At 63.5% G+C, this 19,924-nt stretch carries 22 protein-coding genes and 1 pseudogene; 13 read left to right on the plus strand and 10 right to left on the minus strand.

What is annotated here, in order from left to right; translation table 11 throughout:
• From B5V03_RS00580 to B5V03_RS00590, 3 genes are all read right to left on the minus strand, one after another.
• Positions 1–1,011, minus strand: coding sequence for a branched-chain amino acid ABC transporter permease (locus B5V03_RS00580; protein ID WP_129267347.1), 1,011 nt, complete (start codon positions 1,009–1,011; stop codon positions 1–3).
• 207 nt (positions 1,012–1,218) lie between these two features.
• A complete protein-coding gene (locus B5V03_RS00585; protein WP_129267348.1) occupies positions 1,219–2,046 on the minus strand; it encodes a helix-turn-helix transcriptional regulator in 828 nt (275 codons plus the stop codon).
• Between the two features lie 131 nt (positions 2,047–2,177).
• Positions 2,178–3,428: an ABC transporter substrate-binding protein gene (locus B5V03_RS00590; RefSeq protein WP_129267349.1), complete on the minus strand. Its 1,251-nt coding sequence runs from the start codon at positions 3,426–3,428 to the stop codon at positions 2,178–2,180.
• Positions 3,429–4,080: 652 nt separating this feature from the next.
• Here B5V03_RS00590 and B5V03_RS00595 point away from each other — a divergent pair.
• The 12 genes from B5V03_RS00595 to dhaK all read left to right on the plus strand — a co-directional run bounded on the left by B5V03_RS00595 (position 4,081) and on the right by dhaK (position 14,131).
• Complete coding sequence (locus tag B5V03_RS00595; RefSeq protein WP_129267350.1) at positions 4,081–5,427, plus strand: ABC transporter substrate-binding protein; 1,347 nt, start codon at positions 4,081–4,083, stop codon at positions 5,425–5,427.
• Positions 5,428–5,531: 104 nt separating this feature from the next.
• Positions 5,532–6,491 (plus strand): carbohydrate ABC transporter permease, encoded by a 960-nt coding sequence (locus B5V03_RS00600; protein ID WP_129267351.1) that lies wholly within the window; start codon positions 5,532–5,534, stop codon positions 6,489–6,491.
• The gene (locus tag B5V03_RS00605) at positions 6,488–7,441 is read left to right on the plus strand and encodes a carbohydrate ABC transporter permease (protein WP_129267352.1); all 954 of its coding nucleotides are present in this window, start codon (positions 6,488–6,490) and stop codon (positions 7,439–7,441) included. The genes B5V03_RS00600 and B5V03_RS00605 overlap by 4 nt, the downstream gene beginning before the upstream one ends.
• A complete protein-coding gene (locus B5V03_RS00610) occupies positions 7,438–7,650 on the plus strand; it encodes a hypothetical protein (RefSeq protein WP_129267353.1) in 213 nt (70 codons plus the stop codon). The genes B5V03_RS00605 and B5V03_RS00610 overlap by 4 nt, the downstream gene beginning before the upstream one ends.
• A gap of 6 nt (positions 7,651–7,656) precedes the next feature.
• Positions 7,657–8,754, plus strand: coding sequence for an ABC transporter ATP-binding protein (locus tag B5V03_RS00615; RefSeq protein ID WP_129267354.1), 1,098 nt, complete (start codon positions 7,657–7,659; stop codon positions 8,752–8,754).
• Positions 8,747–9,754 carry an ABC transporter ATP-binding protein gene (locus B5V03_RS00620; protein WP_129267355.1) on the plus strand — a complete coding sequence of 336 codons (1,008 nt, stop codon included), beginning with the start codon at positions 8,747–8,749 and terminating at the stop codon, positions 9,752–9,754. Before B5V03_RS00615 ends, B5V03_RS00620 begins: the two co-directional genes overlap by 8 nt.
• Positions 9,751–10,365, plus strand: a complete 615-nt coding sequence (gene dhaL, locus B5V03_RS00625) for a dihydroxyacetone kinase subunit DhaL (RefSeq protein WP_129267356.1) — start codon at positions 9,751–9,753, stop codon at positions 10,363–10,365. The genes B5V03_RS00620 and dhaL overlap by 4 nt, the downstream gene beginning before the upstream one ends.
• Positions 10,362–10,763 (plus strand): dihydroxyacetone kinase phosphoryl donor subunit DhaM, encoded by a 402-nt coding sequence (dhaM, locus tag B5V03_RS00630; protein WP_129267357.1) that lies wholly within the window; start codon positions 10,362–10,364, stop codon positions 10,761–10,763. The genes dhaL and dhaM overlap by 4 nt, the downstream gene beginning before the upstream one ends.
• Positions 10,756–11,070, plus strand: a complete 315-nt coding sequence (locus B5V03_RS00635; protein ID WP_129267358.1) for an HPr family phosphocarrier protein — start codon at positions 10,756–10,758, stop codon at positions 11,068–11,070. The genes dhaM and B5V03_RS00635 overlap by 8 nt, the downstream gene beginning before the upstream one ends.
• 4 nt (positions 11,071–11,074) lie before the next feature.
• Positions 11,075–12,673, plus strand: a complete 1,599-nt coding sequence (gene ptsP, locus B5V03_RS00640) for a phosphoenolpyruvate--protein phosphotransferase (protein WP_129267359.1) — start codon at positions 11,075–11,077, stop codon at positions 12,671–12,673.
• On the plus strand, positions 12,670–13,101 hold the full coding sequence (locus B5V03_RS00645; RefSeq protein ID WP_129267360.1) for a hypothetical protein: 432 nt from the start codon (positions 12,670–12,672) through the stop codon (positions 13,099–13,101). The genes ptsP and B5V03_RS00645 overlap by 4 nt, the downstream gene beginning before the upstream one ends.
• Before the next feature lie 40 nt (positions 13,102–13,141).
• Positions 13,142–14,131 (plus strand): dihydroxyacetone kinase subunit DhaK, encoded by a 990-nt coding sequence (gene dhaK / locus B5V03_RS00650; protein ID WP_129267361.1) that lies wholly within the window; start codon positions 13,142–13,144, stop codon positions 14,129–14,131.
• A gap of 103 nt (positions 14,132–14,234) precedes the next feature.
• On the opposite strand, the pseudogene B5V03_RS00655 reads toward dhaK, so the two are convergent.
• Positions 14,235–14,726: pseudogene (locus tag B5V03_RS00655) on the minus strand (SDR family NAD(P)-dependent oxidoreductase); the annotation flags it as partial.
• On the opposite strand from B5V03_RS00655, the gene B5V03_RS42005 reads away from it, so the two are divergent.
• A complete protein-coding gene (locus B5V03_RS42005; RefSeq protein WP_206736100.1) occupies positions 14,644–14,874 on the plus strand; it encodes a hypothetical protein in 231 nt (76 codons plus the stop codon). The pseudogene B5V03_RS00655 and the gene B5V03_RS42005 overlap by 83 nt on opposite strands.
• Positions 14,875–14,972: 98 nt before the next feature.
• Here B5V03_RS42005 and B5V03_RS00665 read toward each other — a convergent pair whose 3' ends face one another.
• Genes B5V03_RS00665 through B5V03_RS00690 form a run of 6 tightly spaced genes read right to left on the minus strand, consistent with a single transcriptional unit; the run spans position 14,973 to position 19,904 of the window.
• Positions 14,973–15,947 (minus strand): tripartite tricarboxylate transporter substrate-binding protein, encoded by a 975-nt coding sequence (locus B5V03_RS00665; protein ID WP_129267362.1) that lies wholly within the window; start codon positions 15,945–15,947, stop codon positions 14,973–14,975.
• Between the two features lie 24 nt (positions 15,948–15,971).
• Positions 15,972–16,685 (minus strand): GntR family transcriptional regulator, encoded by a 714-nt coding sequence (locus tag B5V03_RS00670; protein ID WP_129267363.1) that lies wholly within the window; start codon positions 16,683–16,685, stop codon positions 15,972–15,974.
• 23 nt (positions 16,686–16,708) lie between these two features.
• Entirely contained in the window at positions 16,709–17,449 is a 741-nt protein-coding gene (locus B5V03_RS00675; protein WP_129267364.1) for an SDR family oxidoreductase, read from the minus strand.
• A 24-nt stretch (positions 17,450–17,473) separates the two neighbouring features.
• Entirely contained in the window at positions 17,474–18,244 is a 771-nt protein-coding gene (locus B5V03_RS00680; protein ID WP_129267365.1) for an SDR family oxidoreductase, read from the minus strand.
• Positions 18,245–18,259: 15 nt separating this feature from the next.
• The gene (locus B5V03_RS00685; RefSeq protein WP_129267366.1) at positions 18,260–18,640 is read right to left on the minus strand and encodes a carboxymuconolactone decarboxylase family protein; all 381 of its coding nucleotides are present in this window, start codon (positions 18,638–18,640) and stop codon (positions 18,260–18,262) included.
• Positions 18,641–18,668: 28 nt separating this feature from the next.
• On the minus strand, positions 18,669–19,904 hold the full coding sequence (locus B5V03_RS00690; RefSeq protein ID WP_129267367.1) for an ABC transporter substrate-binding protein: 1,236 nt from the start codon (positions 19,902–19,904) through the stop codon (positions 18,669–18,671).
• Between the last annotated feature and the right edge of the window lie 20 nt (positions 19,905–19,924).

The following is a 19,924-nucleotide window of genomic DNA, read 5'->3' on the forward strand; positions in this document are numbered from 1 at the left end:
TCAGCGTCTCGCCAGCAGGCCCTGAGGCCGCACCGCCAGCACCAGCACCATGATCAGGAAGGTCACGACGATGGCGTAGGTCGGGATGTAGACCGAGCCGAGCTGCTCGGCGAGGCCGATGATCAGCGCGCCGAGCGCAGCACCGGGGATCGATCCCATGCCGCCGACGATCACGACCACGAGCGAGGCGAGCAGGAAGCGGATGTCTTCGCCGGGGGAGAGCGACTGGAAGGTGCCGCCGACCACGCCAGCGATGCCGGCAAGGCCCGCGCCGAGCGCGAAAACCAGCACGAAGACGATCTGGATGCGCACGCCTGTCGCGGCGAGGATGTCGCGGTCATCGACGCCGGCGCGGATGATCATGCCGATCCGGGTGCGGTTGAGCGCGAGCCACATCGCGACGCCGATGATCACGGAAGCCAGGAGGATCACGAGCCGCACCAGCGGATAGCGCAGGTAGACTGGCTCGCCGGAGGATTTGATCGCGGTGAGCAGCGGCAGCTCGATCGGGCCGATCAACCAGCTCGGGGTCTGGATCTGATAGAAATCGCCGCCGCACGCCCACAGCATCAGATCGGCGAACACGATGGAGAGCCCGATCGTCACCATGGTCTGGCGCAGATCCTGCCCCTCCATGCGGCGGAAGACGAGAACCTGAAGCAGGACGCCGACCAGCGCCGTCAGGATGAAGGCGACGATGAAGGAGAGGATCCAGGACCCGGTCGAGGCGCTGATGGCGTAGCCGACATAGCCGCCGAACAGATAGAGCGAGCCGTGCGCGAGATTGACGTTGCGCATCAGGCCGAAGATCAGAGTGAAGCCGCTGGCGACGAGGAAATACAGACCGCCAAGCGTGATGCCGTTGAAGAGCGCGTTGAGGAACACCCGCTTGCGGCCGATCGCCTCTTCGAGGCCGGGCGGCCACACAGCAAAGATCAGCCACAGCATCACCGCGATCGCGATGATGACAATCAGAGCCCAGGCAGGATGGCGCTCGACAAAGCGGGTCATGGCTTCACCTCGTCCCGCCTGCGGGGCGAGGTCGCACGCAGACCGTTGTCGGCCGCAAGCCTTGCCCACCACAAGCCCTGCCATGCAAGCCCTGCCATGAACGTACGCTCCCTATCGCGCGCGGTCCTCTTGTCGGGACCGCGTTCCGCACATCCTAATGGGGCTGATGGGGGCGCATTTGATCGTGAGTATCTTTTCGCGCGTCGGTCAGGCGCGCAAAACCTTGGCCGCGCGGCGATAATCGGTCGGTGCCATCCCGACATTGGCGGCAAAGAAGCGGGTGAAACCGCTCTGCGAGGAGAACCCGAGATCGAAGCCAATATCGGCGATCGGCGCTTCGCTCGCCACCAGTGCCTCCAGCGCCTGCTCCATCATCAGCGTGTTGAGATAGAGGTGCGGCGTGACACCGGTCTGGGTCCGGAACAGCCGATAGAAATGCGGCCGCGACAGCCCGGATTCGCGTGCGATGGTATCGAGCTCGATCTCGGCGCCGGGGCTCTCCGACATCATCTTGATGCACTTGCGCACGCGGAAATCGGTGACGGAGCCGTTGGCGCGCGGATCGCGCGCGGTCTCGGCCTGCTGCCAGCTTTCGTCATAGCAGACGTCGATCAGCCGTCTCAGCTCACCATCGAGGCTGTTGAGCGAGGGGGCACCGCACACAAGTGCCGCCGCGTGCCTGATTTGCCTGTCGAGCGCAGCCGAGCGCATGAACTGGGTGCGGCCGAAGCGCAGGCGGTCGGCGCCGGGCGCATCGGGTGCGAACCACTCCGCGTTGACATAGAGCACGAAGAAAACGGCGCCGCCGTCGAGATCGGACGGCAGGAAGTTATGCGGTTCCCATGGATTGACAGCGACCACCGAACCTTCGGTGAGCTCGTAACGTCCATCGTTGACGTCGATGCATGCGGAGCGCCCCCCGACATGAAAGATCAAATGACCTTCGCGATGTGCGTGGATGTTGAAAGGGCGGTTCAATTGATAGACCGTCGCGCGGCCGAACCGGCCGTGGAAGACGGCGAGCGCCCGGCTCATGCCTTCCCTCCCAGAAAGCTCTTATCTTTTTTTATAGCGTTCAACAACCGGGGAGAGAATGCAAGGGCGCACGTGTCGCGCTCTTTGCAAATCTCTCCCCGGTCAGTCATGGCGTCGCTGATGCGACTACGTCAGTACTTCTTACATTCCGGTACTGTACGGCTTGGCAAACCGATCTTGGCGAACACCGCGGGGTCGTAGCCCAGCGTCTGGTTGACGTTCGGGATCACCTTCACGACCTTCGAGAACAGCGCGCCCTTGCCATCGTCGACGACCTCGGTGACGAAGTTGGTTCCGATCGCCTGGCGATTGGAATCGAGCTTGATCTTGCCGTTGGGGGCGTCGAGTTCGATCTTCGCGAGCGCCTCCTTGTACTTGGCCTGGTTGTTGGAGAGATCGCCGTTGACCTGGCGCAGGGCCAGGATCAGCGCCATGGTCGAGCCGTAATAGTTGGTGGCGAGCAGCGACGGGCTCGGGAAGCGCTTGTTCGGCGGGAAGGCGTCCTGATAGTCCTTCACAAACTTCTGCCAGCTTGGGTTTTCCCAAGTGTCGGCCTGGCCGCTCGCGGCCAGCGTGCCGACCAGCGCGCTCTTGGCGTTGCCCTTGGACGACAGGATGGTCTGATCGATCATGATCGAGCCGCCCATCAGATGCGCCTTGCCGCCGGCCTGCTGGTACTGGTTGAGAAAGTTGACGGCGTCGGCACCGCCGAGGCCGAGATAGATGGCGTCGACGTCGTCGGGCAGGGCGGCGATGACGGATGCAAAGTCCTTGGTGCCGAGCGGCACCCATTGCCGGTTGGTGACCTGCCCGCCGGCGCCGCAGAACTCGAGCACGAGGCCGAACACCTGCGTATAAATGAAGGAGTAGTCCTCGCCGACGGTCGCGATCTTGCGATATTTTTTCTCGTCATAGGCGTATTTGCCGAGGCCCACCTGCCACTGCGCACCGTCCATGTTGTAGCGGAAGAAGTTCGGGGCGGGATCGACATAGGTTGTTTCCTGGGCGCCGGAGGCGGCGTTGACGAATGTCAGCTCCGGATGGGTCTTCGCAAAGTTCTTCACCGCGATGCCCTCGTCACCTGATAGCGGCGATAGAAGGATCTGCACCTTGTCCTGTTCGATCAGTTTTCGCACGGCCCGGACCGCGGAGTCGGGCGTCGCGTCGGTCGAGGCGATGACGAATTCGAGCTCCTTGTCGCCGACCTTCTTGCCGAGCACGTTGAGTGCTGTCTGGAAGCCGCGGATGCCGTCCTCACCGAGCACGGTGTAGGTGCCCTCGAGGGTGGCGGTAACGCCGACCTTGATCTTCTCCTGTGCGAAGGCGGTGCCCGACAATAACAGGCTGCTCAACGCGATCAGTCCTAGACTGCCTTTCAACATTGCTCTCCTCCCTGGTGTCTTGTCGCTGCTTTTTCACCGCAACCTCGCTCGCTCGCCGCGCAGTGCGGCGTTTTGACAAGGCCAACAGTTCTTGCGATGGAGGCTAACCGAACTCGGATGCAGCGCGGACGTCGGGGCTACCTGCGGTTTAACGAACAGTCTCATTTTGAATGGTGCGTCGCAAATCGTTCCGCGGTGCAATAGACCTCCCCGGGTGGGCGTTAAACTGTTCGCAGGACGGCGCGACTGGGGTCGCGCGAATACTTGTTCGACATCTGTGTGGTCGGGCGCTGCGACATTTTTCCAGAAGCTCGGCGCCAATGATTGCGTGGCTTCCGTTGCCGCTGACGACGGTCGGGCAGGCGATGGCTGCTATCGTGCGCGAGTCTTCGTTTCATCCCAGGCTTCGGACGAAGATCGAGCGCCGGTATCCGACCTTGCGTCGAGCAAAGTCGGTGTCGCTTGCAATGTTTAGTAAATCGTGCATTACTAAACAAATCGAGCCTGCCGGGCCGCTAGAATCCGGGTGGCGCGAGGAAACGCCAGTTTAGCTATTCAGCTCGTCACGGACTGTGTCGCTCTGCTCGAAGCATTCGAGCCGGTAGGAAAGCCGCGCCATGTCGATGGCCGGCCCACTCGGAGGGAACGCGTAATGAAACGGACATTGAAGGCGCTTGTTGTGGCATGCGGGGCTGTGGTCTCCGCGTTCGGCGTCGGAGCGGGGACCACCCCCGCACAGGCGCAAGGCAAAACCATCACGCTGTGCTGGGCCGCGTGGGATCCTGCCAACGCGCTGGTCGAATTGTCGAAGGACTTCACCGCCAAGTCGGGCATTGGTATGAAGTTCGAATTCGTGCCGTGGACCAATTATGCCGATCGATTCCTGAACGAACTCAATTCGCACGGGTCGTTGTGCGATCTCATCATCGGCGATTCACAATGGATCGGCGGCGCCGCGGAGAATGGCCAGTACGTCAAGCTGAACGATTTCTTCAAGAAGGAAGGAATCAGCATGGACGACTACATGCCGGCAACGGTGGTCGGCTACTCCGAGTGGCCGAAGAACACGCCGAACTATTGGGCGCTGCCGGCGATGGGCGACGCGGTCGGCTGGACCTATCGCAAAGACTGGTTTGCACGGCCGGACGTGCAGACGGACTTCAAGGCGAAATACGGCCGCGATATCGGCGTGCCCAAGACGCTCGCTGAGCTCCGCGATATCGCGCAATTCTTCCAGGGCCGCGAAATCGACGGCAAGAAGGTCTACGGCGCCTCGATCTACACCGAGCGTGGCTCGGAAGGCATCACCATGGGCGTCTCGAACTACCTCTACGACTACGGCTTCAAATACGACGATCCGAAAAAGCCCTATTCGATGGACGGGTTCGTGAACTCAGCCAGCGCGGTGAAGGGGCTCGAGGCCTACAAGGACCTCTACAAGTGCTGCACGCCTCCCGGCGCCTCCAACTCCTACATGTCGGAGGGGCTTGATGCGTTCAAGTCCGGCCAGGTCGCGTTGCAGATGAACTTCTTCGCCTTCTTCCCGGGCCTCTACAAGGACCCGAATGTCGGCGGCGACAAGATCGGCTTCTTCGTCAATCCGGCCGGTCCCGCCGGGCAGGCGACGCAGCTCGGCGGACAGGGAATCTCTGTCGTTTCCTACTCCAAGAACCAGGCCGAAGCGCTGCAGTACATCAAATGGTTCTCCGGCGGTGACGTTCAGAAGAAGTGGTGGGCGCTCGGCGGCTATTCCTGCGCCAAGTCCGTGCTGAATGATCCGAGCTTCCCGAACAGCGCGCCCTTTGCAAAGGAGTTCCTGCAGTCGATGGGAATGGTCGTCGACTTCTGGGCCGAGCCTTCCTATGCCCAGCTCCTGCAGGCGGAGCAGAAGCGCGTGCATGACTATGTGGTGGCCGACAAGGGCACCGCACAGGAAGCACTCGATGGTCTGGTAAAGGACTGGAAGGCCATCTTCAAGGAAGAGGGCAAGAAGTTCTGAGGCAAGCCGCCCGGAGCGCGTGCGCTCGCGCTCCGGGCTTTCCTTCGAGACCACCGGAATTCGTCGGAGGGTCGATGATCCCGGTACCAGGATCGGTCCACGCAATGAATGAATTGAGTGCCTCTTCGCGGATCACCTATCGGGCCGTCAGGGTCCGGCCAGGCGTGGCGCGTCGCATCCGGGGCCTGTCGGACAAAACGCTCGCCTGGCTCTTCATCACGCCGACGATCGTGCTGCTGCTGGCAATCAATATCTTTCCGTTGCTCTGGACGATCTATCTGTCGTTCACGAATTACCGCGCCAACCGGGCCAATGTGCCGACGATCTGGCTGGGGGCCGACTGGTACCAGTCGATCCTGACCGATCCGGACATCTGGGCGGCGATGCAGGTGACGGCGCATTTCGTGATCTGGACCGTGGTGATCGAGACCGTCCTCGGATTTGGCCTTGCCTACCTCATCGACAAGAAGTTCCGCGGTCACGGCCTATGGACCACGATCATCCTGCTGCCGATGATGCTGTCGCCGGCCGTCGTCGGCAATTTCTGGACGTTCCTCTACCAACCCCAGATCGGATTGTTCAACTACGTGGTCGCTTTCTTCACCGGCCGCGCGGCCTCGTCATTCCAGATGCTGGGCGACGTCACACTGAGCCCCTGGGCCATCGTCATCGTCGATGCCTGGATGTGGACGCCCTATGTGATGCTGATCTGTCTCGCAGGTCTGCGTTCGATCCCGGACTACATCTATGAGGCGGCGGAGGTCGATCGCGCATCGAAATGGCGGCAGTTCTGGTCGATCACGCTGCCGATGGCACTGCCGTTCATCATGCTAGCGGTGCTCTTCCGGGCCATCGAGAATTTCAAGATGTTCGACATGGTCAATCTGCTCACCGGCGGTGGACCGGGGTCAACCACGGAAGTTGCCTCGATCACGCTCAAGCGTGCAGCGTTCGAGAGTTGGCGCACCGGCTATTCCTCGGCCTTCGCGATCATCCTGTTCGTGACGGTCTTCGGGCTCGCCAACATCTACGTGAAGGCGCTGAACAAGGTGAAAAGCCGATGACCTCAGCCACCGCAGCCCATTCCGTCGTCGAGCCGACGGCCACGACGCGGCGTTTTGCCGGCTCGCTCGTCGTACTCTACGCCCTCATCACCATGATCCCGCTGGCGTGGATCGTGCTCACCGCGTTCAAGTCGCCGGACGATGCGATTTCCTATCCGCCCAAGGTGATGTTCAAGCCCTCGCTCGAAGGCTTCTGCAATCTGTTCACGACGCGCTCGCGCCAGACGCCGGAATTCATCCGCTCGCTGGGACCGCCGCAGGGGCTCTGCGACAGCATCGCGCGCGACCGCAACATGGTGGTCGCCGGTCCCTCGAACTATGTGCCGCGCTTCATCAATTCGCTGATCATTGCGTTCGGCTCGACCGTGCTCGCCGTCGCGCTCGGTACCTTGTCGGCCTACGGCTTCTCGCGGTTCCGTGTGCCCCTGAAGGACGATCTGTTGTTCTTCATTCTGTCGACCAGGATGATGCCGCCGATTGCGGTCGCGATCCCGATCTATTTGATGTACCGCACCATCGGATTGTCGGATACCCGGCTCGGGATGATCCTGCTTTACACATCGGTCAACGTCTCGCTCGCGGTCTGGCTGCTCAAGGGGTTCATCGACGAAATCCCGCGCGAATACGAGGAAGCCGCCATGATCGACGGCTACACCCGATTCCAGGCGTTCGTGAAGGTGGTGTTGCCGCAGGCCACCACGGGTATCGCAGCGACGGCGATCTTCTGCCTGATTTTCGCCTGGAACGAATACGCCTTCGCGGTGCTTCTCACCTCGGGTAACGCGCAGACGGCGCCGCCTTTCATCCCGATTATCATCGGCGAGGGCGGACAGGACTGGCCCGCGGTGGCCGCCGGCACGACGCTGTTTCTGGTGCCGATCGTGGTGTTCACGGTGCTTCTGCGCAAGCATCTGCTGCGCGGCATCACCTTTGGAGCGGTCCGCAAATGAGCGCCGATGCCACCCCATCCATCGCGCGTCACAGTCTCGCCGACCGTGTTCTGCGCCGCGGTCCGCTTGAAGCCGTGGCGACCACGATCATCGCCGCTGGCGTGGTCATGCTGATGCAGCCATTTTCGCTAACGCTGTATTCCTGGTCGTTTGCGACGACCCTGTTCGGCACGGTGATGTTCACCTTCGTGTCCAAGGTCCGGGAGTAGGGCGCGATGGCACAGATCAAAGTCGAGGCGCTGGACAAGTCCTTCGGGTCGTTTCATGCGGTCAAGTCTGCCAGCTTCACAGTCGAAGACGGCCAGTTCCTTTGCCTGCTCGGACCGTCCGGCTGCGGCAAGACCACAACGCTCCGCATGATCGCAGGTCTGGAACTGCCGACGGCAGGCACCATCCGGCTCGATGGCGAAGACGTGACGATGAACCGCGCATCGGCGCGCGATATTGCCTTCGTATTCCAGCTCTTCGCGCTGTATCCGCATATGAATGTCCGGCGCAATATCGGCTTTCCGCTGAAATGCGAGGGCATCGGCGCGGCCGAGCGCGACAGGCGTGTCGTCGAGGCGGCGCGCATTCTGCGGATCTCCCATCTCCTCGACCGCTCCGTGTCGGGCCTAGCCGGCGGCGACCGGCAACGCGTTGCACTGGGACGGGCGATCGTGCGCAAGCCGAAGTGTTTCCTGATGGACGAGCCGCTGGGCGCGCTCGATACCGAGATGCGGGAGGCCATGATTCATGAACTGCGTGCCCTGCATGACCGGCTGGGCGCGACGACCGTCTATGTCACGCACGACCAGCTCGAAGCCATGGCGATGGCCGACAGGATCGCGGTCATGAACAATGGTGTCGTCGAGCAGGTCGCAAGCCCGCGCGATATCTATGACCGGCCGGCTTCGCTGTTTGTTGCGGACTTCATCGGCTCGCCGCCGATGAATTTTCTGCCGTTCCGCGGTGGCTTGCTGACCGGCGCAGAGGCGATCCGGCTCGGCGAGCGCGACGTTGCAATTCCGGCCGCGCGCGAGGCAATGACGGAAAGCGAGCTCGTGCTCGGGGTGAGGCCCGAGCATGTGCGCTTCTCCGATCGCGGCATGGTGCGCGGCGAGATCTATGGGACGGAGTATCTCGGCACGACGCAGATCGTGACCGTGACGACGCACTACGGCCCGCTCAAGGCCCGCTCGCCCAGCAGCAACTCCTTTCGCATTGGAGAGACGATCGGGCTCGACTTTCGGCCCGATACGCTGTCGATCTTCGACAAGGCGTCGGGCCGGGCCATTCGCACCGCCCTGCATGAGGGAGGCGCGCATGGCTGAGGTCGAGATCAACGGCGTCTCCAAGGCATTCGGCACGACTCAAGCCGTGAGCGATCTGTCGCTGACAATCGGCGACGGTGAATTCGTGGCATTGCTCGGGCCGACCGGCGCCGGCAAGACCACGGCGTTGCGTTTGATAGCGGGATTGGAGCAGCCGGACACGGGATCGATCCGCATCGACGGGCGCGACGTGACCCGCGATGCACCGGCGGACCGCGATGTCGCCTTTGTCTTCCAGCAATATTCGCTGTATCCGCATCTGACCGTGTTCGAGAACATGGCCTTCGCGTTGCGTGCGCCGACCCGCCGCGTGCCCGAGGCCGACATTCGAACCAAGGTGCAGGAGGTTGCTCGTCTTCTTCACATCGAGACCAAGCTGGACAACAAGGCGACGCAACTGTCGGGCGGGCAGATGCAGCGCGTCGCGATCGGCCGGGCTTTGGTCCGTTCGCCATCGATCTATCTGATGGACGAGCCGCTCTCCTCGCTGGATGCCAAGCTGCGCGGCGAACTGCGCCTCGAGCTCAAGCGGATCCAGGTCGATCTCGGTGCGACAATCCTCTATGTCACCCACGATCAGACCGAGGCGATGACCATGGCGTCGCGCATCGGCGTGATCGAGGGCGGACGGTTGATGCAGATTGGATCGCCGCGCGAAATCTACGAGAATCCGATCAACGCGCATGTCGCGGCGCGGCTGGGCCAGCCGACGATCAATTTGCTGCCGGCGGCATTGTTCGGCGGCGCGCCGGCTGGCGCGGAGACGGTCGGCGCGCGGACCGAGCACCTAGCGATTGCGCGCGGCGGCGGCGACGTCTCGGCAACCGTCAAGCGGGTCGAGCATCTCGGCGACCAGAGCCATCTTCATCTCGACCTCGCCGGCCGGCCGGTCGTGACCCTGGCGGATCCCGAGGCGGGCTTCGGCGCCGGGGATGTGGTGTCGCTCCGTCTGAACAAACCGCTGTTTTTCGATGCGAGGGGCTGGAGGGTAGCGGCATGAGCCTTGATCGGGTAGCCAGGGAAAGACTGGTGCGAGCGTTGGCAGGGGCAGTGATCGAACACGCGGACGAGCTGACGAGTCTCGACCAGGCGATTGGCGATGGGGATCATGGGCTGAACATGAAGCGCGGTTTCGAGGCTGTGCTCGCGGCGTTGCCGGGCCTGGCCGACAAGCCGCTCCCCGAAATGCTGAAGGCGATCGGAATGACCCTGGTCATGAAGGTCGGCGGTGCCTCAGGGCCGCTGGTCGGGACTTTCTTCATGGAACTGGGCAAGGCCCTTCCGGAGCAGCCGAGCCGGGCCGATCTCGTCGCGGCGACGGAGAGGGCGATCGAGGCCGTCAAGGCGCGCGGCCGTTCCGAAGCGGGGCAGAAAACGTTGCTGGATGTCCTGGTGCCGGTGCACGCCATTTTGGCGGGAGGCGGCGACGCCAAAGCGATCGCGATCGAGGCGGTGCAAGCGGCCGATCGCACCACGCCCATGCTGGCGATCCGCGGCCGCGCGTCCTTTCTCGGCGAACGTTCGATCGGTCATATGGACCCCGGCTCGCGCTCGGCGTCCCTTTTGATCAGTGCAGCAGTTGAGACACTGGAGTTCGAGGTCAATACATGAGCAGTTTACGTCCCGGCAATGTCGGAATTGTCATCGTGTCGCATTCGCCGAAGATAGCGGAAGGTGCGGCCGATATGGTGCGCCAGATGGTCGGAGACGCCGTGCCGCTGGCCTGGACCGGTGGCGATGTCGATGGCGGGCTCGGTACGAACGTTGCAGGGATCCTCGAGGCGATCGAGACAGCCTGGTCACCGGCAGGTGTGGCGATCCTTGTCGATCTCGGCGGTGCCGAGACCAATTCGGAGATGGCGGTGGAGATGCTTCCTGAAGACCGGCGCGCGCGCGTCCTGGTCTGCAATGCCCCGGTGGTCGAAGGTGCCGTGATCGCTGCGACCGAGTCTTCGGGCGGCTCGCCGCTTGCCGCCGTCAAGCGCAGCGCGGAGGAATTCTATGCATGATGCCAACGCCAACCGGGCGGCTCAGACGTTTGCGTCGCTGACCGCCTTTGCGGTCCTGGTCAATCCGGTCGGCCTGCACGCGCGGCCATCGGTGAAGCTCACGCAATGCGCGAAAGGCTTTACCGCAAAGATCGAAATTGCCCTCGCTGCCGACGGACCCTGGACGGACGCCAAGAGCCCGGTGAAGGTGATGCGTGTGAAGGCACCGCAGGGCGCAACGCTGCATTTCCGCGTCGCCGGTCCCGATGGCGAGGCGGCGCTCGCGGCCATGCTCGCTCTGGTGCACGATGGTTTCGGCGAGGCGTGACATCGTGGACGAGATTCTCCTCACCGGTCATCCCGCCTCGCCAGGCCTCGCTATCGGCCCGGTCGCCGTGCTGACGCATGCAGTGGCGAGCAGAGCGGTGAGGGGCGATCCCGCTCAGGAGGCCGCAGCGCTGAAGGCGGCGATCGAGGGGGCGGCAGCGGAGCTTGCCGAACTGATCGCGACGGTTCACGGCGAGGCGGCGGAGATCCTGGAGTTCCAGATTGCGATGCTGGGTGACGATGCGCTTGCGGAGGGGGCTTACGAAGCTGTTGCGGCCGGTGCAGCCGCCGATGATGCCTGGCGCGCGGCGCTCGACGCGGAGATCGCAGGCTATCGCGCGGCGGAGGAGGAATATTTCCGGGCCCGTGCCGCGGACCTGGTCGATATCCGCGACCGCGTGCTCGCGGGTCTGAATGGTGCGAACACGATCGCAAAGATCTCCGGCGATTCCGTCGTCATGGGTGATGACATTTCACCGTCGACGTTCCTCGCCGTTGACTGGACCCGCGGCGGTGCCATCGCGCTGGCCGCGGGATCACCCTCGTCACATGTCGCGATGCTCGCGCGGGCGCGCGGGGCTCCCATGGTGGTCGGATTGGGCCCATTGCCCTGGAATGGACAGCCGCCGTCATTGGCGCTGGTTGACGGCGACGCCGGCACCGTGATCTTCGATCCCCGGCCCGAAACGCGCCGCCTTTTCGAGCATCGCATGGCGGCTGCGAATGCCGCACAGATCGCCGCCAATGCCGGCCGCCTCAAACCGGCGTTGACGGCGGATGGCCGCCGTATCGCCGTCCTTCTCAACGTCGCCGCGCCGGAAGATCTCGCGAGCCTCGACCCCGCAATCTGCGACGGTATCGGCCTCGTGCGAACTGAGTTTCTGTTCGAGGGGTCGAGAGGGTTGCCGGGCGAGGATGCGCAATACGCCGTCTATCGGCGCATTCTTGATTGGGCCGCGGGACGGCCGGTGACAATCCGCACCCTCGATGCCGGCGGCGACAAGCCGATCGCCGGCTTGACGATCGATGGCGAGCGCAATCCATTCCTGGGCTTGCGCGGGATCCGGCTCTCGCTTGCGCGGCCGGAGGTGTTTCGCCTGCAGTTGCGGGCGCTGTGCCGTGCGGCGATCCATGGGACGCTGAAGGTGATGCTGCCGATGATCGCGGTCCCCTCGGAGCTCGACCGCGCCAACGCCATGCTGGACGGGGAGTTTGCGGCACTCAGGGCAGCGGGGATCGGCTGCGCCCGGCCGCCGCTCGGCATCATGGTCGAGGTCCCGGCGGCAGCGCTGTGCGCGGAAGATTTTGGCGCGGCGTTCTATTCCATCGGGTCGAACGACCTGACCCAGTACACGATGGCTGCGGCGCGTGATATCGGCGCTGTCGCCGACCTCAACGATGCCGGTCATCCGGCGGTGCTGGCACTGATCGCGCGGACGGTCGAGGCCGGGCGCAAGCGCGGCGTCGAGGTCTCGCTCTGCGGCGATGCCGCGGCCGATACGCGCTTGACGAATGCGCTGCTGGCGACGGGCCTGACCACTCTCTCGGTATCGCCGATAGCGGTGGCCCGCCTCAAGGCGGCCATCGCCGGGGCGACCGCATGACCAACGATGCAGGCGAAGACACAGGCCGGCCGGGCGACAGCAATGTTGCGGATTACAAACTCATCCTCCAGCGGGCCCTCGACAACCGGCCATCCGGGACGCGATTGAAGCTCGCAGCGGCGCTCGGCAAGAACCGCTCCTTCGTGAGCCAGATCACCAATCCGGCGTATCTGGTGCCGATCCCGGCTAAGCATGTCGCGATCATCTTCGAGGTCTGCCATCTGTCCGGTACCGAGCGTACGGCTTTCCTCAAAGCCTATGGACGCGCGCACCCCGGACGGCTGCGTGGAGCCCACCGCGAGGCGCGCACGCGCACTGTTGCCGTGACGGTGCCCGATCTCGGTGACGACAAGAAAAATCGCGCGCTCGAGCAGCTCATCGTCGACTTTGCTGCGCAGCTCGCGCGCTACGCCGAAAGCATCGGTTGACGGATTCCGACTGCAAAAAACAGATAACCGGGAGAACGCCATGAAAAAGCTGATCAACAGCACCGATACGGTGCTCGAAGAGAGTCTCGACGGGCTGGCTGCTGCGCATGCCGATATCCTGCTGCTAGGCGTCGAGCGGAAGTTCGTGCGCCGCCGCACCCTGAAGCCGGGCAAGGTCGCGCTCATCTCGGGCGGTGGCTCGGGTCATGAACCGCTCCATGCCGGCTTTGTCGGTATCGGCATGCTTGATGCCGCATGTCCGGGGCAGGTCTTCACGTCACCGACGCCGGATCAGATGATCGAGGCGGCGGAGGCTGTCGATACCGGGGCTGGCGTGCTCTTCATCGTCAAGAACTACGAAGGCGATGTGATGAATTTCACCATGGCCGCCGAGATGGCAGGACGCGAGATCGTCAGCGTGGTGACCAATGACGACGTCGCGGTCGAGAAATCGACCTATACGACCGGCCGTCGCGGAGTCGCGGGGACGCTGATCGTGGAAAAGATGGTCGGCGCGGCGGCCGAAAAGGGAATGCCGCTAGCTGCTCTCAAGGCGCTCGGCGATCACGTCAATCGGCGCACCCGCTCGATGGGGGTAGCGCTTTTGCCCTGCACCGTTCCGGCGGCGGGCCGGCCGAATTTCACCCTGACTGACAATGAAATGGAAATGGGTGTCGGCATTCATGGCGAGCCGGGCCGCCGCAGGGTGCCGTTGGCATCTGCCGATGACATTGCTGCCGAGATGCTCAACGCGATCCTGGGGGATCTCGCACCGGGCAAGGGCAGCGAAGTCATGCTTTTGGTCAACGGGTTCGGCGCAACGCCTCTGATCGAGCTCTATTTGATGGCCAACAGCGCCAAGCGGATTTTGGACGGAGCGGGAATAGCGGCGACGCGCTTCCTGACCGGTTCTTATGTGACGTCCCTCGACATGGCCGGTGTCTCGATCACCGTCTCCGTGCTCGACAGCCAGGCAAAAGAACTGTGGGACGCCCCAGTGCATACCGCCGCGCTGCGCTGGGGTATCTGATGGATTTGTCGTGGTCGGGTGATGCCGCAGCCGTTTTGCTCCGGATGCGCAGGATCGGCAGCTCATGGCGTTAGAGCTGACGAGTTCGTCTTGGTGCGGGCCACTATCCCGCCAGAAACCCGCCAACCAAAGCAACGACGGTGCCGGTCGCGTATTGCGAGGCCGGCATGCAGAGGAAGGCAACGGCGCCTGCAATGTCTTCCGGCGGCCCCCAGCGCTTGAACGCGGTGCGGTCGGCGATGCGCTGATAATGCGCGAGATCAGTTCGGCCGGCGGCGTTGATGGCGGTTTCGATATAGCCGGGCGCAACGGCGTTAACGCGGATGCCTTCTTCGGCCCATTTCAACGCGAGTGCCTTGGTCAACATCACGACGCCGCCCTTGCTGGCGCAATAGGCCGGGATCCGCGGCAACGCCAGCGTCGCATTCATCGAGGCGATGTTGACGATCGATCCTTTCGTCTCCGCAAGCTGCGGGTGGAATGCCATGCAGGTCCGGAATGTGCCGGTGAGATTGACGTCGATCACCTTCACAAAGGTCTCGATCTCGAATTCCTTGTCGCGCGCGAGAATGCCGGCGCAGTTGATCAGCGCGTCGGGCGGGCAAAACGTTCTGCCCGAGGGCCACTTTAGAAACGATCATCTCGGCGTGGAGTATCGCCGCTGGATTCGTGCATTGGCGGGTGACGGATCGACGCCGGATCGCGCGCAAGACTCGGCGGCCGAGGACGAGGTTGCAAACTGAGTGACCGGGGCAAAGCGCGATGCGGTTCACGCCGAGGAGGGCGCTCCAGGCGCGGTGGACTTCAATCGTCGAGACCAGTCGCCTCCCTGAGCTGGTATCTATTGCGGCTCGATTCCGGCAGCTTTGATAATCCTGCCCCACTTGCCAATCTCGGACTTCAAGAAAGCTTCAAGCGCTTCTGGCGTCGCGCGTTCGGGTTCGACCGGCGCCATGCTGAGCTCGGCAAAACGGCTGATCAGGGCAGGGTCCTTGAGTGCTGTTTGTAGTGCGCCGACGAGATGGTCGACCACCGGCTTCGGCGTGCCGCGCGGGGCGTAGAGGCCGTACCAGGTCGTGACGTTGAATTCCGGAACACCGGCTTCGGCCGAGGTCGGCACATCCGGCAGCGTTGCCACGCGTTTCTTGCTGGTGATCGCGTAGCCCTTGATCGTGTTCGATTGGATATAGGGCGTCGGTCCGGTCGCGGGATCGCAATAGACGTCGATATGGCCGGCGATGACGTCGTTCAGCGCCGGGCCACCACCCTTGTAGTAGATCGGCGTGAGTTTTGTGTCGGTGGTGCTCATGAACATCAGCCCGCAGAGCTGCGAGGCCGAGCCAAGACCGACATTGCCGAAGGTCATCTTGTCGCCCTCGCTGCGGATGCGCGCGATCATCTCGCCCAGATCCTTGGCCGGAAAATTCGGCCGTGCCACGAGGATCATCGGCACGTCGGTGACGAGCCCGATCATGGCGAAATCGCCGACCGGATCGAACGGCAACTTGGCGTAGAGCGCGGGCGCAGTGGCCTGGCCGACATGCATCAGCAGCAGCGTGTAGCCGTCAGGGGCAGCCTTGGCGACGCGGTTAGTGCCGAGCGTGCCGCCGGCGCCGACGACATTCTCGATGACCATGGATTGCTTCAGCGTCGCGCTCATGGCGTTGCCGAGGATCCGCGCGATGACGTCGCCGGGACCTCCGGCGGAGAACGGCACGATCATCGTGACCGGGCGGGTGGGGTAGTCCTCCGCGAGAGCCGCACCACAGGGGGCGAGCAGGAGACACAGGATCAGCGATCGTACCAGAAACAACATCGAACACTCCCTGAATTGTTGTTTTTAGTCTTCGGAGGGCGTCGCCTCCTTGGCGGCGTTTCGTTCAATCATGTCGAGTGCGGCGACAGCGGCGGCGTTGATGTGGTCGACGCAGCAGCGCTCGGCGAGGTCGGGATCGCCGTTCTGGATCGCGCGCCAGATCGCGGTGACCTCGCGCAGGCTCTTGTTGATCCGCTTCGGTTGCGACATCGATGTGATGCGCAACAACTGGATGCGGTCGTGCAGCGGCTTAAGCATGCGTTCGATGAAGGCATTGCGGCAGCCGCCGATCAGCGCGGCGTAGAAGTCAGTCTTGGCTACGAGGCTGCCGACGAGGTCCTGCTTGGCCGCGGCAGCCTTCAGCCGCGTCAGCGCGTCCCCGATCCGGCGCGCCACCTCGGGGTCGTGAAGCCGGGCGCATTCCCGGCCGGCGTAACCTTCGAGCACCGCGCGTGCCGCGTAGAGCTGCCGGGCCTCCTCCAGGCTGATCGTCGACACCACGGGGCCGCGATGCGGGACGATGTTGATCAGCCCATCGGCCTCGAGCGCGCGCAGCGCTTCGCGGATCGACGGGCGGCTGACGCCCATCATCTCGCAGAGCTCGCGTTCGACCAGGCGTTGGCCCGGCTTCAGCGTTCCGGACATGATCGCCTCGCGCAGCTTTTGCGCGACCATCGCCCGGACGGTCGGGACGTCCTCGATGCGGAGTGTCGACTGCAATTCGCTACGTCTTTCCATGTCCGGGTCCTGTTCGGGAAAAGTCAGTACCGGTTTACAGGCAGAATCATCATTTCGGCAATTTGAACGTGCGGGGGCTGGTCGAGGGCGAAGATGATGGAACGGGCGATATCGGCCGGCTCGAGCGCCATCCTGAACTGGTCGAAATAGTCCTTTTCCTTGCGCGTATCGCCGCGGTAGCGAGTCAGGATGATATTGGTCCGGGTCAGGCCGGGCTGGAGTTCGGTGACCCGGATCGCGGTTTCGGCCAGCTCGCCCCGGAGAGTCTCGGTGAACATGTGCACGCCCGCCTTGCTGGTGCTGTAGGCGGCCATGTCAGGCACGATCCGGACCGCGTTGATCGAGCTGATGTTGACGACATGGCCTGCGTTGCGCTGGATCATGCCGGGGAGGATCGCGCGAGTGACACGCATCAGGCCGATCAGGTTGGTCTGGATGATGTTGGACCAATCGTCCGCTGAACCAATGTCGAAGCGGGTCCGTCCGCCGATATCGTGGCCGGCGTTGTTGATGAGGATCTCGACCGGCTTGAAATGACCGGGAATGGCGTCAGGCAGGCCATCCACGGCCTTTGCGTCGCTGATGTCGAGCTGGATCGGAAGCACCGCGTCGCCCGCTGTCGCAGCCAGTTCCTGAAGCGCCTTGGCATCGCGATCGACCAGCACGACGCGGCGGCCGCTCTCCAGCAACGCCTTGGTGATGGCGCGTCCCATGCCGCCCGCGGCACCCGTCAGCACGACGGTCTGGCCCGATTGTTCAGTCATCGCAGCACTCCCATTCCAATATTCTCATGCGACCGACCAGCCGCCATCGATCGGCAGGCTTGCTCCGGTGATGTCGTTTGCGGCTGGACCACAGAGAAAGACGACCATGGCGGCGACGGCGTTCATTTCGACGAAACGCTGCGTCGGCTGGCGCTCGCCGAGATATTCGCGGGTCACGTGATCGATCGAATGGCCGCTATTCCCCGCTATGGCAGCGATCTTGTTCAGGATGGCGGGCGTCGGCAACGTACCGGGGCAGAGCGTGTTGCAGGTGATGCCGCTGCGCGCCATCTCGATGGCCACGCTGCGGGTCATGCCCAGGATAGCCGTCTTGGTGGTGACGTAGTCGATGCGGTCCTCGACCGCGCGGCTCGAATAGATCGAGCCCATGTTGATGATCCGCCCCCAGCTTCGCTGCTTCATGCCCGGCAGGGCCAGGCGGATCAGATGGAACGGCGCTGTAAGGTTGACGGCCAGCGCCTGGTCCCATTTCTCAAGGGGAAACTGCTCGATCGCGGAGAAATGCCGGACCACAGCGTTGTTGACCAGAATCTCGATGGCGCCGCAGCGGTCGAGCAGGTCGGCCATCGTGGCCTCGATCGCCTCCCGTTGGGACAGATCGACGCCGGCCGCGATGACCTCCACGCCGAAGCGGGCGCGGAGATCATCCGCTGGCTGCTTCGGCGCGACGAGATCGTGAAGGACAATGTTGGCGCCCGCACCGGCAAGACCTTCCGCCACGGCGAGGCCAAGGCCCGCGGTTGCGCCGGTCACGAGTGCCCATTTGCCCTTCATCGCCGCCACGCTCCGTTATTTCTTGTCGAGCTCGGCGAAGACTTCCTTCGCGTTGCGGAACGCATCCACGCCGGCCGGTACGCCGCAGTAGATCGCGACCTGCATGAAGACTTCGCGGATCTCCTCGCGGGTGGCGCCGTTGGCGAGCGCGCCCCGGACGTGGGTCTTCAGCTCGTGCGAGCGATTGAGTGCGCAGAGCATCGCCAGATTGAGGAAGCTGCGGGTCTTGCGCGTCAGGCCCTCGCGCCCCCAGACGTAGCCCCAGCAATATTCGGTGGTGAGGTCCTGCATCGGACGATTGAACTCGTCCGCGGATGCGATCGCCTTGTCGACGAACTCGTTGCCGAGCACGCTCTTGCGGATTTCGAGGCCGCGGTCGTAAGTCGCCTTGTCCATGTTCTTCTCCGTTTTTGTTCAGGCGTTGTCAGTTCTTCGGCCAGAACGGCTGCGCCAGCGCCAGCTGCGGCGGAAATACCGTCACCGGCACGCCGGCCTGCCACTGCACGATGGTCATGCCGGCACCGACGCGGCGGCCCTTCTCGTCGAACTTGATTTCGCCCAGCGGGTAATATTTCGAGGGGCCGGCATCCATGGTGCGCAGCGCTTCGCCGACGGCGACGCGGTCGGCCTTGCCGGCCTTCTCGAGCGCGTCCTTGATCACCCACATGTCGCCATAGGTGGAGATCGCGTTCTGCGTCATCCACGGCTCCTTGTAGCGGGTCTTCAATTCGGCGATCAGCGCTTCGTGGCCCTTGGCGCCCCAGCTTGCGACGCAGGTCAGCACGCCCTGGAGCAGTTCGGGGCTGACGGTTTGCAGCATGTCCGGCTCGGCGATCGCGATGCCGAACGAGATGGTCGGAATCTTGCCCTGGCCGAGGCCGAACTCGTTCATTTTCTCGAGCAGCAGCTTTGCGTCCGAGATCACTGTCGGCAGGAAGAACAGCAGGTCGGGTTTTGCCGAGCGGATCTTCTGCACCAGCGATGTCGCATCCGCCAGCGGTGGCGTGAACGTCTCGTCGACGATCAGCTGCAACTGGTTCTCCGCCAGCAGGCCTTCGCGCATCGCCTTTGCGGAGGCGATCGAGGCCCCCGTGTTGTCGGTCAGGATCGCGACCGTCTTCGGCCGCTTGCCGGACGCTGTCTCCGCCAGCTTGATGATCTGTGGTAAAGCCTGCCGGGCCTGCGAACCTGCCGTGGCCGCGGTCTGGAACACGTATTTGAAACCGCGATCCGTGATCAGGTCGGAGTAGGAGAGGGTGAGGACGGGCAGATTGGCGCGCTCGGTGACTTCCGTCACCGCGAGCGTGAAAGAGGACAGATAGGCGCCGCTGGCCGCGACCAGATCGGTCTCCTGCGCGACCATGCGCTGGGCGGCGTTCTTGGCCTTCTCCGTGGTGTCGCCGGAATCCAGCACCACCAGCTTCAGCTTGGCACCGGCGAGCGCCTTGATGCCGCCCTGCGCGTTGATGTGATCGACCGCCATCTCGGCGCCTTCGCGCATCACCGTTCCAGGACGGGCATAGAGCCCGGAGATCGGCACCAGCAGGCCGACCTTCACTTCGGCGGGTTGCTGCGCCCAGGCGCGGGATGCGATCAGCGCGCCGGCCGCGCCGGCCAGTAGCGTCCGCCTTGAGATCGTGATCTTGCTCTTTGCAGTCATGACAATTCTCCTCCCTGAAA

This window comes from Bradyrhizobium betae (genome assembly GCF_004123905.1).
GTDB lineage: Bacteria > Pseudomonadota > Alphaproteobacteria > Rhizobiales > Xanthobacteraceae > Bradyrhizobium > Bradyrhizobium betae_A.

Bases quoted from the DNA above. Each gene is read 5' to 3' on its own strand.
- B5V03_RS00580 (WP_129267347.1), bottom strand. From the start codon at position 1,011: ATGACCCGCTTTGTCGAGCGCCATCCTGCCTGGGCTCTGATTGTCATC.
- B5V03_RS00585 (WP_129267348.1), bottom strand. From the start codon at position 2,046: ATGAGCCGGGCGCTCGCCGTCTTCCACGGCCGGTTCGGCCGCGCGACG.
- B5V03_RS00590 (WP_129267349.1), bottom strand. From the start codon at position 3,428: ATGTTGAAAGGCAGTCTAGGACTGATCGCGTTGAGCAGCCTGTTATTG.
- B5V03_RS00595 (WP_129267350.1), top strand. From the start codon at position 4,081: ATGAAACGGACATTGAAGGCGCTTGTTGTGGCATGCGGGGCTGTGGTC.
- B5V03_RS00600 (WP_129267351.1), top strand. From the start codon at position 5,532: ATGAATGAATTGAGTGCCTCTTCGCGGATCACCTATCGGGCCGTCAGG.
- B5V03_RS00605 (WP_129267352.1), top strand. From the start codon at position 6,488: ATGACCTCAGCCACCGCAGCCCATTCCGTCGTCGAGCCGACGGCCACG.
- B5V03_RS00610 (WP_129267353.1), top strand. From the start codon at position 7,438: ATGAGCGCCGATGCCACCCCATCCATCGCGCGTCACAGTCTCGCCGAC.
- B5V03_RS00615 (WP_129267354.1), top strand. From the start codon at position 7,657: ATGGCACAGATCAAAGTCGAGGCGCTGGACAAGTCCTTCGGGTCGTTT.
- B5V03_RS00620 (WP_129267355.1), top strand. From the start codon at position 8,747: ATGGCTGAGGTCGAGATCAACGGCGTCTCCAAGGCATTCGGCACGACT.
- dhaL (WP_129267356.1), top strand. From the start codon at position 9,751: ATGAGCCTTGATCGGGTAGCCAGGGAAAGACTGGTGCGAGCGTTGGCA.
- dhaM (WP_129267357.1), top strand. From the start codon at position 10,362: ATGAGCAGTTTACGTCCCGGCAATGTCGGAATTGTCATCGTGTCGCAT.
- B5V03_RS00635 (WP_129267358.1), top strand. From the start codon at position 10,756: ATGCATGATGCCAACGCCAACCGGGCGGCTCAGACGTTTGCGTCGCTG.
- B5V03_RS00645 (WP_129267360.1), top strand. From the start codon at position 12,670: ATGACCAACGATGCAGGCGAAGACACAGGCCGGCCGGGCGACAGCAAT.
- dhaK (WP_129267361.1), top strand. From the start codon at position 13,142: ATGAAAAAGCTGATCAACAGCACCGATACGGTGCTCGAAGAGAGTCTC.
- B5V03_RS00665 (WP_129267362.1), bottom strand. From the start codon at position 15,947: ATGTTGTTTCTGGTACGATCGCTGATCCTGTGTCTCCTGCTCGCCCCC.
- B5V03_RS00670 (WP_129267363.1), bottom strand. From the start codon at position 16,685: ATGGAAAGACGTAGCGAATTGCAGTCGACACTCCGCATCGAGGACGTC.
- B5V03_RS00675 (WP_129267364.1), bottom strand. From the start codon at position 17,449: ATGACTGAACAATCGGGCCAGACCGTCGTGCTGACGGGTGCCGCGGGC.
- B5V03_RS00680 (WP_129267365.1), bottom strand. From the start codon at position 18,244: ATGAAGGGCAAATGGGCACTCGTGACCGGCGCAACCGCGGGCCTTGGC.
- B5V03_RS00685 (WP_129267366.1), bottom strand. From the start codon at position 18,640: ATGGACAAGGCGACTTACGACCGCGGCCTCGAAATCCGCAAGAGCGTG.
- B5V03_RS00690 (WP_129267367.1), bottom strand. From the start codon at position 19,904: ATGACTGCAAAGAGCAAGATCACGATCTCAAGGCGGACGCTACTGGCC.